The sequence below is a fragment of the Alcanivorax sp. 1008 genome (assembly GCF_020667895.1).
Lineage (GTDB): Bacteria > Pseudomonadota > Gammaproteobacteria > Pseudomonadales > Alcanivoracaceae > PGZG01.
Genome location: NZ_JAFMPS010000005.1, coordinates 156,716 through 173,707, shown reverse-complemented (window position 1 = coordinate 173,707; position 16,992 = coordinate 156,716). Strand labels below are relative to the sequence as shown.

Below are 16,992 nucleotides of genomic sequence, written 5' to 3'. Positions count from 1 at the left end.
GAGCCTTAGAATGTTATCAGAAAAAGTAGAACACGCCATCGAGTCAATCGCAGACCTCTTCAGGTCTGGTTATACACCGATTTGTGCGTCATCGTTCGGCAAGGACAGTTCGGTAATGACAGCATTGGCCCTAGAGGCGCTTAGAAGAGTCGTTTCGGAAGGGATAGCGGTTCAGCCCATGTGGGTCGCGACTATGGATACCATGGTTGAAAACCCGTTGGTTCATAATTACGCGATCACATCGATTCGTGAGGTAGCCAAGTTTGCTGAAGAGCAAAACCTCCCGGTAAAGACTTATGTCGGCACGCCGGCAACAACCAATATGTACCTGGTAAATATGTTTGGCGGCCGGGTTTTTGCCAGCATGCCCAATCAATCATCGGCCTGCTCGGACATGATGAAGATATCGACAGTCAGGCGGATGAAGAAAACGTTGTTGATGGAAAGCGGCGGCGACCCAGATCGCATTGTCTCTCTGATCGGCAAGCGTTTTGATGAAAGTGAAGCGCGGGCAGCCAATATGGCCAAGCGAGGAGAAAGAGCCGATCGTCCTGTTCGCAATGAACAAGGTGATTGGATCATGAGTCCTATCGCAAATTTCACAATAGAGGATATTTTTGAGTTCATTGGCGACGTGCGTAATGGTCGTTTCAAAACGTATTCTGACTTCGAAGATTTGGTAAATATTTATCGAAGCGCCACCGGTGATTGCATGGTCACTGCATACATAACTGGACGCAGCTCGTCTACTTCGTGCGGGTCGCGCACTGGCTGCTGGATATGCCTGAGAGGCGCTGAAGATCATTCAATGCAGAACATGCTTGAGGAAACAGAAAATCAATTTATGAAGGGTTTGAATGATCTTCGTAATTACATTGCCTATTACCACGATCACCCAAAAGCTCGCAACTGGCTTGCCAGGACTGTCAATGAAGATGGCACCATCACTATTGGTGCAGGCGCATACTCGCCACAATTTTGCAAAGAGTTGCTTCGCTATTCGTTGACCCTCGATGCCATCGAAAGAGAAGTAGCCGCAGACCTTGGAATTGAACCTCGCTTTCAAACTCTGCGTCCTGAAGATGTTGTTGCTATTTCTCTGCTGCATGCTAGATACGGTTATGCGGAGCCCCTCATGGCCTGCAAGGAGTGGCATGAGATTCATCATCTCGGCAAGCGGTATCCGATCCCGGAGCTTCCACCAGGCCCGCGTCCATCCTTGCCGAAATTCTCTCCTATGCGCGTCCAGATCGAGGACGATGAGTTTGGGAAGTTGTTCCAGGGCTTGCGAGACGTGTGGCTGGCAACGATCGATCATGAGCCTGTGATCGAGAAAAAGGGCCATGCCTTCTACGCCATCAACACAGGGGAAGAGTTCTCCGTTGACAGAGAGGCGTCAGCACTTTATCTCGAATACGGGATGGGACTGGAGGAGGATCTGGCGAATATTCGGGATGGCGCGCCGGCGGCCGACGCATTTTTCATGCTAACCAGGAAAGGGATGATTACCTTCCACAAAGGCTCCCATTCGACCCAGGACGCCATGCTGAGGCTTTCTAACGCAATCCACAGAAAAAGGCTGAGGGATATTTTGAACGACCCTATTGCCCTGGTAGAGAGGCTTGGTGGGCCGGTGGATTCTCTTGAGCCTGGCAGGCCGGACGATTCGATTGGCGGACGTGTGCAAATCCATCTGCCGCTTTTTTAGGGGTCATCGCGGATTGGCTGGAATGGAGCTGGACTCCGAGAATCCCAGATTGGGTCGCTTATTCCTGGTTTTTAATTGTGGATGCGCTCTTTTTCATGGCTCCATCTCATGGCCGTCAGAGTGATCCGCATCCATATCGCACACCTGGTCGAAGATGACGGTCGACAGGTGAGAGCAAGCGGCTTTAACCGCCGGCCAATCATGCCAGCGAGGATTGAGGTTTTTGTATTCGCTGAGTTCGGTTTCTCCCAGGTCATAGGGCAGTGCGTTGGCAAGCTGGACTTGCAACTGCTGCAGCGGCGATTCGCCGTTGTCCTGCCGGTAGATCCGGTCAAACGATTGCAGCACATTGGCAACGATCTCATCGCCCATGTGATCGGCCAAGGACACGAAGTCGAGGTAGTCCCGTGTGGCGTTGCGCTTGAGAATCAGCACGCCCTTGATCCGCAGAATCTCGCCTTCGGTCGGAACGGCGATTCGCGAACCGTGGTAGTCCACCACTGTCGTTTCCAGCGGTTCGTCACGGATAAACTGACGAATCCCCGTTTCAATGCCATCGAGGCTAACAAGGGCTTGCAGAGAGTCCTGCACGAGGGCCGTTCCCCACCCCGCGGCCGACTCAATCTCGGCCAGCACTTCATTCAAACGATACTCTGCATGAGGTGCTGATGTGGCACCGCCGCCCGGCGCAGCATTCGGCGGGATGCGCTGGAGTCGTGGGGCAGAGGACAAACCGAGCTCTAAATCAGGTGCGGAGCGGTGCTCTTTGACATAGTGCATCCAGAATTGATGGCGTTGAGCGTAAGGATCGGAGGCGTAAGGGCGGCAAACGCGCTCCACCTTGTCCAGCAGTGCGCGGTCGGACAAAACCTCCCGGCGCAGTTCCGCCCACTCCCTCCACCGCCCGCGTGAGATCACGTCGTCGATAGCGGCGAGGGTGAAGCGCTGATGGTTTAGGTGGCGATGGCGCATGGTTAACAACACTTTTACGATTATTAAAAAACTCATCTTATGAGAACAGGGAGGGAAAAACACCACGGTTCTTCGATTGTTGGCTGCCGGCGCCTTGCTTTCATTACGGGTTGCCCGGCCGGTATTCTACGAATACCCGCTAATCAACGTGCTGCCGCTGCCATTCAAGGCTTCCTCGTCGGTTCCTCGCATTCCAACGTTTCATCAAACTCGGCACGAGCCTCCAGTGTGTGTGCGACATAGTCCCAGTACCCCTGAACGGTATCGAGGCTTGCCACTTCGCTCTGCCAGTCGGCGTGGGGAATATCCGGGTGCTCTTCCCATGTGCCGTACGCAGCACGAAGAATGGCCGGGTCGACCGACACCTCTGCGGCCTCCATCGGAGAGAGGATCGGGCTTGCGCCCTCCGCAAACTCGATCTCAGCCATCCCGTGCATCTTCAGGTCCGACAGGAGAGTCGCTGTTTTTTCGGTGCCGCAATGGAGCTTCCAGGCATCAGCAATGTCTTCCCCGAAAGCATCACGAGGAAATCCCAACCGGAACCCCCCGGGGATGCGGTCTACCGTTGGCAGAGAGGCCGTGGTTTTGCTGGTGCTGTCCGCCAGCAGTTCCATCAGCGCCATATCCTTGCGATCCAGCGCCTCTATGTCGATTTCGCCGCCACGAATAACCATGCTCTGGCCGCGGGCTTCGATCAGAAGCAGATCCATTGTACGGATAACGATGTTTTGCTTGGTCATGATGTTCTCCTAACGATGCCTCTCGGCTTATTGAGTTTCTCAGGGCGCCGGCGGCGCCATTTCTTCATTGCTCTCCTTGACGGGGAGCAACCGCTTGCAGCTTTTTTCCATCGCCTCGTGAAGATCCGCAGCGTAGGCCAGCTTAAGGAGATTCAGCAGAAGGCTTTCTTTCTCCTCGGCAGATGCTTCGCTTAACAGCCTGGTCGCGAATTCTTCACGTGATTCATCGCTCGCGCCGCGCCCAAGATCGCTTGCAGCTCCCGCCTCGATATTCGCCATTTTAACAGCGTCAAACGTTTCAACTGTTCCGTCGCTGTATATGACATCACCGATTATCCCAGACACATCATGGCGGATGCAGATAGTTTCGCTGCCACCGCTATGCACCAGAAACTCGCTGAGCACGGTTCTGCAGACGTCAGGATCACCGCCATCATCATCCACTTGAACAATATGGTTTTCTTTGTCGTATTCGTGATCGAATATGTCTGGCATCAAGCGATAGGTTTGTTCTTTCTTGTATGCATCCAGATACATACCAAGAATGTGCTTGGCGAGCTCTGCCGTAGACTTTGTTTCTGCGTGCTTGGCGGCAGCAGTTGAGATAATTGCCTCAGCGGCGTCTGCGTATTCTTGTCGCTCTTTCGTCGTTCTAGCGCGGTCGGCTTTAACGCCTTTATTCACCTCCTCAACAACACTCTCCAGTGCGGAGAGGAGCCTGTGAAGATCCAGCGCAAGAGATGTCTTTTTCGGTTCAAAATAGAAGCTGAGGTAGGTCTCGCTCATGGAGCGCTCCTTCTGGCATCGTCGATATCTGCGAGGGGGTTAGGTTCATCGTGTTGTTGCCTTGCCGCCAGCAATGCCACCTTCTTTTTGATGTTTGAAAGGACGTATGGGCTTGCCTCCCTGGCCAGCATATAAAGCACATCTTCCGGCTTGATCCCGGCAGCGTCTTCGAGCATCGCTCGCACGAACTTCTCTTTGTCATCCTCGGTGTTTGATATGCCAATCTCGGCCATAGCGTTCATGTCGAGAGTGGCGAGGGCGTCGCCGTCGTAATAGTGGGCTTCGCCTTTGCTTGAAATAATGCAGACGTACTGATCACCATCTGGATCCTGCCAGCTGACCTTGACGCCTTTTTCTATAAGCCCCTGTTTAGCGCAGGCTGACAGGAACGCGACGCTGGAACTCGGGCAGCCTGTTTCGTCATCAATCTTGAAGGATATGTGATTAATGGACGCCCTGAACCGTCCCGGCATATACAGATCGGTCACGTTTGCCTCTATTTGCAGGCAGATTTCATCGACGGCATTCATCGCGATATTTGCGGCCGGTTTGGATGCTGCTTTGGAGGCAATCAAATGTCCCAGGGACGCCCGCACCCTGCTCGCAAGCGCCGGGTGCTGCCGACTCTGGCTAAGCGACTTCAGCTCTTTGATTTCGGCGCTGTCCTTGCCATACGCATACAGGGCTTCGGAGTAGGCGCTGTACGCTTCGTCCAAGCGCTTGGCGCGACTGGAGTCCGATATCACCAGCCAGACAAACAGGGACGTTGTGGCGCCCTCGTAGGAGCTCATGTCAGGGCGTGCTGGCATAGGTGACGGGGGAGGGAGCCTGATCCGGCCCGGCGATGCCGTGGAGCGTGGAGCCGGCGAACTGGAATATCTGGAGGCCTGGGGCCCCGATTCTGCGCAACCATCCGGCTCTGATGGCTACCGCGGCGTCATCCGGGGCGAAGCTGTGTGACAAGGCATACCAGATCAGATCATCGTTGGCCCACCCGTAGCGAGCCTCCTCGCGGTCCGACACCAGCATCTTCCCGGCCTGCAGCACGGATTCCTTGTACCGGAGGTAGTCCTCCATTTCTCGGTCGGGAATGAACACGTGCACCACGCCGGCCTTGGCCAGCTCACGGGAGAGCTTGGACAGGGGCTGTGGCTCATTAGCCTGTACCACATACGTCCCGGCGGAGGGGCCACTGGAGACCGTCACCCGGCCAGCGCCGGCGGTGTCTTCGATGATCGGTTTGGCACCCGGAGCATGGGAGACAAACAGGAGGTGTTTGGTTTGCCGCAGGGGGGCGGGGGTGGTCTGCGCTTTCAGCATGGATATTTCAGCCTCTGTAAGTTCCGTATATACTACTTTTTACGGGATTGCTCGGCAAGGAGTTCAGGATGCCTTCACTTATCAAGAATCACCCATTCTTCGGCTTTGCTCTGTCCATGAAGTGGGGCCTGGATACCCAGATCACCTGCCTTTGCGATTTCATTGATCTCGCTGGTGGCGCGGGGCGATTGCGGACGGTCCTGTGGGCCCGGGTGGTGTCAGGCGGCACATCCGTTGAGCGAGCCTCTGAGTTGCTCCCCGCGGGCCCTCATGCAAACTCAGAGGAGCTACTTCATAAATGGCGTGCAAGCAGTGGGAGCCTCCGGCGCCAGTGCCTTGATCCGTTGATAGTTGCGATTATTTCTATTGGAGGTGCCGATGCGCTGATGGATCACGCGCGCGCCTGGTCGCCTTCCGGCGGCGACGACATGGTATTTGGAGGTATGCAGGCATGATCGAAGATCTCTGGGGCTGGGCAGCTGATAATGACCTTGCCTGGATTGCGACCATTGATGGTCGGCGATGCCGAGTCATCTCACGATCGTCTCTTGCCCGGGACAGATCTTTTGTTGACGCCATTCAGGCATGGGATGACGACGCCCCACGAGACGTGGAATCCATGCCGATGGTGCTTTGCACCCCTTCGATCGACAGCACCATGACAAGGGTCGACCTGTCCGAGCCGTCAGATGAGTCCCCCCTAGCCAGGTTCGCTGCTGCCCTGTATCACGTGGCCCATGAGGCGGGGCAGGGTAGCGACTGCGAATACTGGAGTATTCACAACCACAGTGAGCTTTCTGATGATGGCGCACGAGATACAATTAGCCAGGCGTGGGCGGCGGCGCATCAGAAACGGGATCAATATCCACCATGGATGTCTGCCAAGGAACGGTTTCGGAGTGAATTCGTTTCACTGCTTGAAGATGACAATTACGACGTAATGGAAAATCGCGACGATCTCTATTATGACGCCTGGCGCCATACACATGCCGATGAGGATATTGAATATGCGAAGGGCATTGTCGAGTTGCTGGGCGGTGACGCCGATGCTGTTGAAGATGACCTGCGTTTTGCCTTCATTGAAGGCGCAGGGTATGCCGACAAGAGTAATCCGGCAGATCTGATCCCGGGATCGCTTCGGTTCGTCTGGGTACCGTATAACGCGGAATTCCCTCTTGACGTTGAAGCCATAATTGAGAACCCCAACATCCAGAAAAACACGAATTTCCTTCGTGCACTGGATGCGCTCAACTGCTCTGGCGAAGACTTCTACATGGGGCTCCTGTCCTGGCTCTCCAAGATGCGGGAAAATCCGTTGCTCGCGAATCCAGGCATGCGTGAATCGCTGGAGCGGTGGCGTCCGGCGGTGTTCCGTCACGAAAAGCCCCGCCCCGAGGAGCCGCCCCTTATCCCCATGGATATTCTTTTCAAGGAGGCCAACGACACCTGTCGATACGAGTGGTCACCCATGATCGCCATAGAGATTGATCCTCTGCAGTTCCTGTCTGTTGAGGTCGGGGATGAAATCGAAATCGATGGCCCGGTTATCGGCTCCATGGACTGGGGCAACGGTGGCGGCAGCGCTGACACCAGCGACATCACCATCAAGATGAAATTCAACCCGCAGGACTGGGGGCTTGATAAGTCGAGCGGTTATCGCTCACTGGATAACATCCTCGGTTTCCACTCCAGCGCCTTCCGGGCCGACTTTACCAACCTCAGCTGGAAAGATCGTCATCAGCAGTATTTCGACGCCATGTGCGAGGGACTGAGAAACATCACCCGCAAGGACGATAGGAATTGGCATCTCCCTGATTTCCCCTGGCTCTCTCCGCCTCGCGAGATGGCTGAAAACTTTATCGAACAGCAGGGTCTCAGCTTTCCAAAGGAAAAGGCCACGCTGCTTCGCCAGCTCGCCGAAGAGGCGTGTGGGCGCTGCCCGGATCATTCTCCTGAGGATGAGGATGTCGCTCAGGTCGACGTGGCGCCATCTGTATAACGCTATCTGATGGTATGACTCCACCCATGGCCACGTACTTTCCGTGGCCTTTTCTTTTTGGCCAATCTGCCGGTCTCGGATCAGCCGTCCTGCCGGCATTTTCCGAAACGGCATGAGTGCTACACTGCATCCTTTCTTTGCCCGGGAGATTCGTTATGGCGCTGAGCAGCGCACAAACCCGCTTCTTTGAATGGCTCAAGCGAGACATGCCATACCTTCTGCCGCTGTTCGACCTGGATTCGGCTTGCTATCGCGAGGATGCGGTCGATCGGTATCTTGGCGCGGCGTCTCATGGAGAGGCCATCATGGCCAGGTTTGCACTGGGCGTTTGGTGCAACAACAACCGGTTTGGATTTGATGTGTTTGAAGCAGCCGGCACACTGGATGCCGAGCAGATGACGGTGGTTACAAGCTGGATGCGCAATCCATTGTGGCCCTAAGCCAGACCTGAGGTGCGGGGTCAGGAGGCGTCCCTGCCATCCTGCCTGCGAGATTACGGCGCCGGACTCGCGTCAGCCTCCATGTCTGCCACACACTCTTCAATCACCGCCTCGAGCAGCTGGCCCACCAGGTCTCCTGGGCGACCCGATCCCACCCTCGCATTCGTAAACGAGTCCTGAATCCTGGTGATCAGCGTGCCGAGCTGCTCATCCGACAGATTCTGGGTGCAGGCGACGTGCTGCAATGCGCTTCTGGGTACCACCAGCACCGCTGACGACTCGCATACCATTTCGTTCTGCCGCTTCAGGCGGTCGAGCGCCATCAGCAGGCTGTCGTGAAAGGCATGGTCGCTGATTCGGACGATTTGGTGATGCGCCAGAGTCATGATTGTGGTTAGCAGCGCCCGGGCGCCGGCATTCCAGGAATGCTCATCGGGCAGATCGTTTCGCAGCAGCCCTTCCGAGTCCACAGACGTTGTCACCGGCGTGGTGCCAAACGGATCCCGGGTGATGATCAGCTTGATGTCGCCAATCTCCAGGGTGTCTTCCCGGCGCGCAGCGCCCTCTGGAGACGGGGTGGTCCGCCAGCGGATGAGCGTGTCGCCCGCCATGTATTCGTGACCCAGGCCGGCGTCTTCTTCATTGATGTGATCATTGCTCATGGTGCAGGCGCTCCTACATTTTCCAATTCCATTGCGTCCTCGGTTACCAGGTCCGCAGGCTCATATACCGTGACCTCCGTGCTGTTCACCCTGTAGCTGCGCAGTGACTCACCACGTTCCGGCTCGTAGTCGATGTCTTCAACCCGAATCATCGTGCGCGCGATGTCAGCTTTGCCCCAATTGATCGGCAGAATGGCGTGATGCAGGCTCGAGTCGCCTTCGCTGTGGTTGTGTTGGACCACCACCAGCTTGCGGCCTTGTCCAATGATCGCCTCGAGGGCAGCGGTGGTGATTTCGTTGCGGCCAGGGCCGCTGGCAGTCAGTCGCTGGTCACCGTCCCCGTCCAGATCGGGGTAGGGCGCCCAAATGCCGCCATCTTCGGGGAGGCTGTCGTTGCCCTCAATGACCACCATATCTGCGTGGTGGACGTCGTTGCCGCTGAGCGCGTGTCGCTGCGGCTCATCAAGGCCCAGCTGCCCGCCGCAATGGTCCGCAACCACTGTCGCGATTTCTCGCAAGAACTGCGCGTGGGTCTCCGGCGAGAAGTCCTGCCCCGCTGCCATGGGATTGGTCAGCAGGGCGGCGACGATCTCCGCCAAGTCATTGCCGGTGACGATTTTTTTCGACGTCATGGTGATCTCCGTTATTTTTTAAGGGTCAGCCCGTAAAGCCGGGCTGTTGTGGGAAAAACTCATCTACTACATCTTGCATATTGAGGTCGCCGTCCATCGCCGCCACAGCCGCCTGCTTGATGGCATCCGCTGCGACGATCAGCTCCCTGCCCGCGGCAGTCACAACGTAAACCGGGCGACGGCCCTTAATGACTTTCTGGCGGATAAGCAGCGACTCTTCCTGGATTGACCCCATGGCCTTCTCGTCCCCTTTCAGCGCCGCGGCAAGCACTGCCTCGCGGGCGTCAGGCAAGGTGTGGGCAAGGCTGAGGACGTGAGCCGAATCCCAAAGGTCACGGGGAACATCGGACAAGGGGAGACCGTCTTCGCCGGCGGCAGCAACCAGCTCCAAGGCGCGGGCACGTTTGACGGACATTTTGAGCCGATATACGGCCGCCATGTCGTATGCCAACGCCAGACCGGCATCGGTCAGCGACCAGGCATCCGGTCCGCCAGCAGGCCCAAATGCAGGCTGTTGCTGCAAGCCACCCGGGTACCTCGCAACCGCCACCCCGGCAGCCGCCGCCTCATCAGGCCCCAGAAATCTGGGCTGCGTTGCAGTCGAGGCCACCATCAGGGCCGGGCTCCGGGATCGGCATGATCTTCCTGGGCGACTTCAAGATGTGCCTTGCCGGTGGACTCAAGGTGCATCGATCCAGCCTCGGCAGCCCGAATAAGGTCATCTGCGCTATACGGCCGGTACATCAGCTCGTCCATCGTCCAGTTCCGACCAATCAACCAGGCCGCCCGCTCCGGGGTCACGCCACGACGGATGTAGTCCGCCAGCGCATGGTCAACCATCCAGAGAGGGGCGATATCTACAGAGCTGGCCGCCTCGCGAAACGCCAGCATGGCAAGCTCGGGTCTGTAATCGCTTACGGTATCGATATCGGCACGAATGGCAGCGGAGAACGCACGCTTGTAGGCGAGAAACTCCGGCCAGGCTTGCTCGGGAATCATGGTCTGCAATGACATGGTGACCGGACGATCAACATTCGCGAGATGGTTGGAGATCTCCGCCAGCACTTCAGGCTCCGCAGTAACCCAGTGGGCGTGCCCGGTTTTCTCGCCCTGGATATAGGGCTCGGCGCTGACCCGCTTACCAGGAGCAACCCGACCGAACCAGTCCGGCCCGGTTCGTTTTTCTGTGATTACCAGCACTCTCATGATCGTTGCTCCTGCATACAAAAAAGTTCGGGTGTTCGTTGCTGTCTCTTCTGCCGTATCACTCAACCAGGTCTTAGGGCTGCCCCCATTCCCCGGGTCACCCCCGGCCAGGGGCCATCCCACCGGTGTGGTCATCTCCTGACCGTGGGGCCGACTCCAGGACCGCCAGCTCGATCTCCTTGTCCCAGACACCCAGGGGCTCGCCCCGGGCAATCAGGGCGGCCCTAATCGTGCTGGCGACACCAGGCTCGTTGAGCGCACCAAACAAATTCGGGGGTAGCCCGTGTGTGGCCAGCCCCAGCACCGTCGCACGCAGCGCCTCCAGCTCCGCATCCCGGTCACCCCTCGCACCGGCGGCGGCCGCATCCACCAGGGTCCGCCCAAGCGCGGCGCCGTCCACACAGCCGGGGGCAGCCGATATCGCTCTTTCGGTATCTTCCATGAACACAACGGTATCCATGACGAACTGATGGGTGGGGGTCACCACGGTGCCCCGGCCGCCAGTCTCCTCATCGTGGCTGTAGTGGCAGCCGATCCTGGCTGTTTTCCCTGCCGGCGCATGATTCGCCAGGATGTGCTGGACGAACCTGACAGCGACGTCACTCCATATAGCGGTACCGCCGTCTGCAAACAGTGCTGCCTTGCCGCCGTGCTTGCCGACGAACTTGAATCTCATGGGGTAAAAGTTTTGCCATGGGTGGTCACCAAGGATCTGCAGTGCGGTTTCCGCGGTTACCTTGTCCGGGGCAGACCTATAGGCGATGGCTCGGCGTTCCTGTATCTGTTGATCGGTGAGGCCTTCCCATTCATCGATCTGGCACCGGCGCTCAGCGATGCTGATGTCGGTCATCGTCGTGATCAGCCCTGCAATACGCTTGATATCCCCGACCGGGATATCCTCAATCAGTGCCGTGTACCCGCTTGTATCCATGGATGACATTTTGGTTCGACTCCTATGGCTGCGGGGCTGGGGGTTGAGAGAGGGGCGTGCCGCTGGCGGACGCTGACGACACCGAGGCCAGAGCAAGCGTCTCGTAATGCCGGTCTAGCCAGTCGGTATTCACGTTCAGCCGCCACGTCTGGGTGAGCTGGCGGAGAGTGGCCAGAATGTCCGATTTCGGACTGGCCTCTACGGCCTCCAGCCTGAACTCTGGCTCTGGCTCGCGCAACTCCGCACACGACAGGGCGATGTTGTCCATCCACAGCTCATCCGCACGGTCGAACGCCGTAATGTCGATCACGCGGTTAGACGGGTGATGGTGGTAGCAGATGTGACTTAGCCAGGTCTCGCCGTCTTCGTTTTCACGGATGAGCAGGACGAAATCCCCTGACTCGCCTTTGGACTGGGCAGCCTGGGCGAGGAGGGCGGCGAGGACTGCGCATCCGCCTTCGACGAAGAACTGTTCGCCATGAAGATCCTTGCAGCGCTCGATGACGGCTTCCAGGTGGGAGATGTCGTGGTCCTGGGCGGCCGCGGCGTGCTGGCGGTTCAGCTCCGCCATTTTGGCGTTGAACTCCTCGCCCGACCCCAGCCGGTAATGGTCTTCCCGGGTGATGATTGTGTAGCTCGAGGCAATCAGGTGGGTTTCGGGGCTCTTGGTAGACGACTCTCTCATTTCGAATGTGTACCAACCGTATGGCGCGTCGCTGACGTTCTGGAGCGCCCAGCCGATCACTCGGTCCAGAGTGAGGTTCGTCAGCTCGTCCCCTCCCATGACTGTCATTGCCGCCTTTCTGGCGCCGCCGGCTGCTGACGGATCCACCCGAAATTGTGGCAACAGCGAGCTGGGCCAGTCCGCCAGTGCGTTCTGCACCGCCTGGGCGGCCGCTTTGGTGCCCGCGGTCTTGCGGATCAGCCATGCCCGGGTCTCAAGCTGGGCCGGGGACAGGCGGGATCGCTCCGGGAAATCGTATTCAACCTCCCTGGTCACGACCTCGTTCATCGTGCGGGCGAACTCGGCCATCAAACCGAACGCTTCGGTGCGGATAGGAACTACCCCTGACACGTTGCAGAACAGCGTTGTGGCCATGGTCAGATGCCTCCCGGGGCGGCCGGCCCGGCGTTGGATGACGGGTCGTGCGGCAGACCGGCGACGCGCTGCTGGGCCGCCCAGGCGCGATCCAGCTTGGTGGCGAGATCGTCAAAGTCCTCGGCGTCGCAGAAGACGTAGTCTTGTTCTCGCGTGACGATGGCGAAGCTCTCCTCAATGACTTCCGGATCGTTGTCGTTGTGAAGCTCCTCCAGACGAAACTGGTATTGGGCATAGGGCGCATCGCTCACATTGTTCAGTGCCCACCGGAGGATGCTATTGAGCGTCGTGTTTTCGATGTTTTCGCAGGCGAATATGTCAAGTGATGTGACGGGGTGCTCGTCCACCGTTTTCCTTGAAACGCTGAGATGCGGCAGCATCCAGGTCGACCTGTCTCCCAGTGCCGCCAGCAACGCCTGGGCGGCGCCCTTGGTGTCGGCCAGCGTCTGGATCAGCCGTTCCCGGACGGACACCTGCTCTTTGGTCAGTTGCGGCTGGTCAGGACCTGCCAGATCCTCCAAAACCTCAGCATCCACCAGCAGACTCAGCACCTTGCCGAAATCCGCCATCATCCGGGCGGACTCCGGGCGGATAGGCAGTTTCCCGAAAAGATTGCTTTCGAGTGTTTTGCCCATGCTCACAGGCCTCCATAAGAGGCGGGGGAGGGTGAATCATCCTCATCGCGGCCGGCATTGCCTGGCGCTGGCGCGGCGCCCTCGGCGGTTCTGAGCGCGACCATCTTGGCTCGCCACCCACCCTGATCACCGAATAGAAACTCTTCTTCCCGGGTCATGACCATGTAGCGCCCGAGGACCTGATCGCAGTCGGCACAATACGATACATAAGGTGCATCGCTGGCGTGGGTGAGCGCCCAGCGCAGAATGGTTTCAAAGGGCTGGTGAGCGAACTCGGTGGTATGGCGGGCCGTCAGGTGAGACAGAGAGCGGGCCAAGACAGGGTGGGTTTCGCTACGATCGGCGGTCTCAACTTGGAGCTCAGGAAGTCGCCAGGTCGAATAATCTGTCAGCAGCTCTTGCGCCGCCAGCATGACCGCTTTGGTGGGAGCTATCTTTCGGATCAGCGCCGCTCGGGCTTCAAGGTCGCTCCTGCTCAGCCTGGAATCCGGGTCGATATCGGAATACTGAGCGAGCCTGGAGATTCCCACCTGCTCACTAAATGCCACCCGATTCAGCGTCTCGGCGAGCGCCGCCATCATGCCGGCCATTCGGGATCGAATGGGCAGCTTTGCCCAGACTCCAAACGAGATGAGGGGTTTGTCTTCGCAGTCGGGCGCTGGCACGATCCTGGTCCTCCCGGTGATATCCTAAGGGCGGCGCTAACATGCTCCGGCCGAGGATGCCTCCAGAGCGCCTTGTATAAAGGATATTATACGGGATTTAGGGCGCTGGCTATTGTGCGTACAAAATTGTTCGCCAGAGTGTCAGCTTGGGCGGTAGTGGTTATGCCGACGGGCTCGGCCCCGGCTCTGGTGCCGAGCCATCCCGGCCCGCAGCCAGCATCTCCCGGTGGGCCTTCCCGAGTTGTATCGCCTTGGCGTCGCACCGGGCAGAGCTGTCAAACTCGTGCACGCCCTCTCTCGTCACCAGCACATACCGGCCATCAAGGAGATTGTCCTTCCCGTGGATTTTTTGCCGGATTTCCATGTTGTAGCGCGCAAAAGGCTCTGGGCTCGCGGAATTCAACACCCACCGTAAAACGTTTCCAAGAACGCCGGACTCGGCGTCATGCTGGAAATTATCATAAACCAGCTTCCTGATAGGGCTTGATCCGTACGGCCTCGCATCAGGAGGAGAAGGAGGCATTGCCGGAAAATCAAGGGAGTGAATCCTGATAACTGGAAGCCCTTTACTCGCTTCGTCCGCCAGCGCGCTGATTACCCCTTGGGCGATGGCTTTTGTATGCGAGACGTCTTGCAGGATTGCAACTCGCTCCAGTTTTTGTTCGGTAGATATTGGGCCCCGATGAGGGAATCCTCTGGCGATTTCCTTCATTGCCAGTTTCTCGATTGCCAAGAGCACGGGCGACACCAGCCGCTCGTGCTCCTGACGGAAAGCAAGCCACCCCGTTGTGCTGATGTACTGGCCGTGCATCAGCACTGCCTCCAGTCATTCATTGCCATCACGGCGCAGCGCCGATGTCGTTGGCGAACTCTTCCGCCATCTTGCGTAACATCAGTTCGCGTAACGCCTGGTCTCGGCGCCGGTCCTGCTCTGCATGCACGTCTTCAGCGAGCAGGAACTTTGGCTCCTCGAGCAAGCCTTGCTGGTGAAGCGATGTCAGGTAGCCAACATACTCAGCATCCCGGTGCTGGGAGCTCACGTATTCGCGATACTCAGGATTCTCCGCAATCTCCTTCGCGCTGGCGCCGGTGGCAATGAGTTGGCTGACTTCATGGTATTTGCGGATAGCGGTCGGGGTCAGGCAACTGTTGAGGCGGTATTTTCGGGCCGATCCCCAAATTGGTTGCTGAAATATCTGGCTGGCGGCGGATCCGTTAAATGCTGATACCGACTCTCGCCTTATTGAATGGATGGCGCCATCCGGATCCAGCGTGCCGGTGAAAAGCACGGCATCGGCTCGCTGGCCGGTTTTCAGGTCCATCAACAGGTCGACCGACTTGCGCATGGCGCTGACGAATACATACCGAAATCCCCTCTCCCCCTCAAATAGCTGGCTCTCCTGGATGATGATGTGGCCTCCAAACGTTTCCGGGCTCTCGCTGTTGTCGTAGCCAGGCCAAACAGGTTTCTGCAGGTAGTCTGTGATTTGAACCGCCTCGTACCCCATCTCAGGCAAAGGTAACGGCTCGCCCGGCTTCATCAGCATGACCACCGCGCCATTGCCTGCAACGCCGCCGTAAAGTTCACAGCAGAGGCGCTCACCAGACATCAATGGCTCCTTGGACTCAATAACCCCAATGATGGCCATGTTGGTCGGGTCGCCGACCTCGCGGGTGTACAGGTAGATTTCAGCCATGATTCGTGCCCTGCGTAATTTTTTGATAGCTCCCGTACCAAAATGTTTGGTGAGAGCATCTCTCGACTGTCAGTTCGTCATCCCTGGCGTGTCGGATTGATCCGCGGCGGCCTCGTCCTCTCGCTGCCGCATGATCTCAAGGGCCTTGTCTTCACACTCATCCGAGCCGTCGAAAACGAAGGTGTCCTCCCGGGTGACCAGAACGTGCTTGCCGCCATTGATGCGCAGCCGGCCATTCTCGATTCCGGCAACAACATATTCGTATCGGGCAGCATGCTCGCTGGATGCGTTATTCAGCACCCAGCGCAGGATGTGCGAGAGCGTCATGTTCTGCATGGTGGCCTGGCCGTGATAGGCCAGCATCGGCACCTCGGCACCGTCCACTACATCATTGACGATACCCAGATCCGGCAAGCCGGCGCTGGGATGATCCGCCATGGCTGCGATGGTGGCCGAGGCCACCTCTGCGCTTGGCGCTACTCGCCGAATGAACTTGCTTCGCGCAGTGCGCGTGCGAACATCAAGACGGCTGCTCGTGGGGACATTCAGCTGGCTTTCAGCGTTGGCAAGCTCAGCTATCGTCTTGATGATGCCCGCAATCAGACCTGTCGATTCCGGACGAATGCAGACCCGGCCACTGATTGCCTGAATGGGGCTTGTCTCTGCCGCGGCGCTTTGATCACTACTCATGGTGACGGACTCCCGATTTCATCGTTGTCATATTCATTTTCACCGCCGGCCTTGGCGGCCCGAAGCCACTGGCTCAGCCCTTGAGGCAATGCCTGGTCAGGCAGATTTTCTAGCGACTGTGCGACCGCCGGCGATTTCAGCGCCATCTTCAGCGCGTCCGGTGACTGACCGACAAGCTCCTCAACCAGTGCGGCCAAAAAGTCTTCCCGCTGTTTGCCCGCCGGCGAGGCATCAATCAGTTGCTTTGCAAACATCTTCGGATCCGCCAGCCCCGGCATAGCCGTGAGCATTTCTGTGTGATTAATGAAGGACCTGTCCGCGTTGTAGAACGTGGCGCTTGTTGCGGTTATCAGCACTTTGTGGACGTCATGAGAGTCTGGTTCGCCGTGACCGTAGGTGGTCACATCCACCATGTACCAGCCTGTCGCGCCGGGCGGGCTGGCGGTCCGGATAACCTGTTGCATCACCGCCACCAGCAAATCGTCATCGACGCTGGTGTCCGAGTCGACGTCCAGCACCGGATGGTCAGAGTTCGTGTCCATGACCATCAGCCCACACAGGTAGTCCACCGAGCGATCGCGTACGATCTGCTCCAGCGAATGTGCCACCTCTTTCGTGTCAGCCAGCTTGATGATCAGGCGGCGGCGATCCTCCATCTGGTCCTCGCTGAGTACCGTGTACTCCTCGATGCCTGCCATTCTCTCGTCGTTGGCCAAAGACGACAGGGCGTCAACCAGTTGGGAGACGTACTTCGCCTTCTCCGGCCGGATCGGGACCTGCCCGGTTACCGAAACATCAATGTCGGACACG

At 57.9% G+C, this 16,992-nt stretch carries 21 protein-coding genes; 4 read left to right on the top strand and 17 right to left on the bottom strand.

Going from position 1 to position 16,992, the window contains the following annotated elements; genetic code table 11:
- Nucleotides 1-10: 10 nt before the first annotated feature.
- Nucleotides 11-1,708 (top strand): phosphoadenosine phosphosulfate reductase family protein, encoded by a 1,698-nt coding sequence (locus J1C54_RS08635; protein WP_229146429.1) that lies wholly within the window; start codon nt 11-13, stop codon nt 1,706-1,708.
- 93 nt (nt 1,709-1,801) lie between these two features.
- On the opposite strand, the gene J1C54_RS08630 is transcribed toward J1C54_RS08635, so the two are convergent.
- The 5 genes from J1C54_RS08630 to J1C54_RS08610 form a co-directional block, all read right to left on the bottom strand.
- Nucleotides 1,802-2,680, bottom strand: coding sequence for a hypothetical protein (locus J1C54_RS08630; RefSeq protein ID WP_229146428.1), 879 nt, complete (start codon nt 2,678-2,680; stop codon nt 1,802-1,804).
- 164 nt (nt 2,681-2,844) lie between these two features.
- Nucleotides 2,845-3,420 (bottom strand): hypothetical protein, encoded by a 576-nt coding sequence (locus J1C54_RS08625; RefSeq protein WP_229146426.1) that lies wholly within the window; start codon nt 3,418-3,420, stop codon nt 2,845-2,847.
- 39 nt (nt 3,421-3,459) lie between these two features.
- Nucleotides 3,460-4,206 carry a hypothetical protein gene (locus J1C54_RS08620; RefSeq protein WP_229146424.1) on the bottom strand — a complete coding sequence of 249 codons (747 nt, stop codon included), beginning with the start codon at nt 4,204-4,206 and terminating at the stop codon, nt 3,460-3,462.
- Nucleotides 4,203-4,922 (bottom strand): hypothetical protein, encoded by a 720-nt coding sequence (locus J1C54_RS08615; RefSeq protein ID WP_229146422.1) that lies wholly within the window; start codon nt 4,920-4,922, stop codon nt 4,203-4,205. Before J1C54_RS08615 ends, J1C54_RS08620 begins: the two co-directional genes overlap by 4 nt.
- 76 nt (nt 4,923-4,998) lie before the next feature.
- Nucleotides 4,999-5,526 (bottom strand): hypothetical protein, encoded by a 528-nt coding sequence (locus tag J1C54_RS08610; protein ID WP_229146421.1) that lies wholly within the window; start codon nt 5,524-5,526, stop codon nt 4,999-5,001.
- Nucleotides 5,527-5,594: 68 nt separating this feature from the next.
- On the opposite strand from J1C54_RS08610, the gene J1C54_RS08605 reads away from it, so the two are divergent.
- The 3 genes from J1C54_RS08605 to J1C54_RS08595 all read left to right on the top strand — a co-directional run bounded on the left by J1C54_RS08605 (nt 5,595) and on the right by J1C54_RS08595 (nt 7,965).
- Entirely contained in the window at nt 5,595-5,981 is a 387-nt protein-coding gene (locus J1C54_RS08605; RefSeq protein ID WP_229146420.1) for a hypothetical protein, read from the top strand.
- Nucleotides 5,978-7,525 (top strand): hypothetical protein, encoded by a 1,548-nt coding sequence (locus J1C54_RS08600; RefSeq protein WP_229146419.1) that lies wholly within the window; start codon nt 5,978-5,980, stop codon nt 7,523-7,525. The genes J1C54_RS08605 and J1C54_RS08600 overlap by 4 nt, the downstream gene beginning before the upstream one ends.
- Before the next feature lie 155 nt (nt 7,526-7,680).
- Complete coding sequence (locus J1C54_RS08595; protein WP_229146413.1) at nt 7,681-7,965, top strand: hypothetical protein; 285 nt, start codon at nt 7,681-7,683, stop codon at nt 7,963-7,965.
- 53 nt (nt 7,966-8,018) lie between these two features.
- Here the strand turns inward: J1C54_RS08595 and J1C54_RS08590 are convergent, their stop codons facing one another.
- The 12 genes from J1C54_RS08590 to J1C54_RS08535 all read right to left on the bottom strand — a co-directional run bounded on the left by J1C54_RS08590 (nt 8,019) and on the right by J1C54_RS08535 (nt 16,991).
- Complete coding sequence (locus J1C54_RS08590) at nt 8,019-8,627, bottom strand: hypothetical protein (protein WP_229146411.1); 609 nt, start codon at nt 8,625-8,627, stop codon at nt 8,019-8,021.
- Nucleotides 8,624-9,259: a hypothetical protein gene (locus tag J1C54_RS08585; RefSeq protein ID WP_229146410.1), complete on the bottom strand. Its 636-nt coding sequence runs from the start codon at nt 9,257-9,259 to the stop codon at nt 8,624-8,626. Before J1C54_RS08585 ends, J1C54_RS08590 begins: the two co-directional genes overlap by 4 nt.
- A gap of 25 nt (nt 9,260-9,284) precedes the next feature.
- Nucleotides 9,285-9,872 carry a hypothetical protein gene (locus tag J1C54_RS08580; protein ID WP_229146409.1) on the bottom strand — a complete coding sequence of 196 codons (588 nt, stop codon included), beginning with the start codon at nt 9,870-9,872 and terminating at the stop codon, nt 9,285-9,287.
- On the bottom strand, nt 9,872-10,465 hold the full coding sequence (locus J1C54_RS08575) for a hypothetical protein (protein ID WP_229146392.1): 594 nt from the start codon (nt 10,463-10,465) through the stop codon (nt 9,872-9,874). The genes J1C54_RS08580 and J1C54_RS08575 overlap by 1 nt, the downstream gene beginning before the upstream one ends.
- 97 nt (nt 10,466-10,562) lie before the next feature.
- Complete coding sequence (locus J1C54_RS08570; protein ID WP_229146386.1) at nt 10,563-11,405, bottom strand: hypothetical protein; 843 nt, start codon at nt 11,403-11,405, stop codon at nt 10,563-10,565.
- Nucleotides 11,406-11,418: 13 nt separating this feature from the next.
- Nucleotides 11,419-12,495 carry a hypothetical protein gene (locus J1C54_RS08565; RefSeq protein WP_229146385.1) on the bottom strand — a complete coding sequence of 359 codons (1,077 nt, stop codon included), beginning with the start codon at nt 12,493-12,495 and terminating at the stop codon, nt 11,419-11,421.
- Between the two features lie 2 nt (nt 12,496-12,497).
- Complete coding sequence (locus J1C54_RS08560; protein WP_229146384.1) at nt 12,498-13,130, bottom strand: hypothetical protein; 633 nt, start codon at nt 13,128-13,130, stop codon at nt 12,498-12,500.
- 2 nt (nt 13,131-13,132) lie between these two features.
- A complete protein-coding gene (locus J1C54_RS08555) occupies nt 13,133-13,795 on the bottom strand; it encodes a hypothetical protein (RefSeq protein ID WP_229146383.1) in 663 nt (220 codons plus the stop codon).
- 160 nt (nt 13,796-13,955) lie between these two features.
- Nucleotides 13,956-14,606, bottom strand: coding sequence for a hypothetical protein (locus tag J1C54_RS08550; protein WP_229146382.1), 651 nt, complete (start codon nt 14,604-14,606; stop codon nt 13,956-13,958).
- A 28-nt stretch (nt 14,607-14,634) separates the two neighbouring features.
- Nucleotides 14,635-15,492, bottom strand: a complete 858-nt coding sequence (locus J1C54_RS08545; protein ID WP_229146381.1) for a hypothetical protein — start codon at nt 15,490-15,492, stop codon at nt 14,635-14,637.
- Between the two features lie 69 nt (nt 15,493-15,561).
- Complete coding sequence (locus tag J1C54_RS08540) at nt 15,562-16,182, bottom strand: hypothetical protein (RefSeq protein WP_229146380.1); 621 nt, start codon at nt 16,180-16,182, stop codon at nt 15,562-15,564.
- A complete protein-coding gene (locus tag J1C54_RS08535) occupies nt 16,179-16,991 on the bottom strand; it encodes a hypothetical protein (protein ID WP_229146379.1) in 813 nt (270 codons plus the stop codon). The genes J1C54_RS08540 and J1C54_RS08535 overlap by 4 nt, the downstream gene beginning before the upstream one ends.
- Nucleotide 16,992 lies beyond the last annotated feature (1 nt).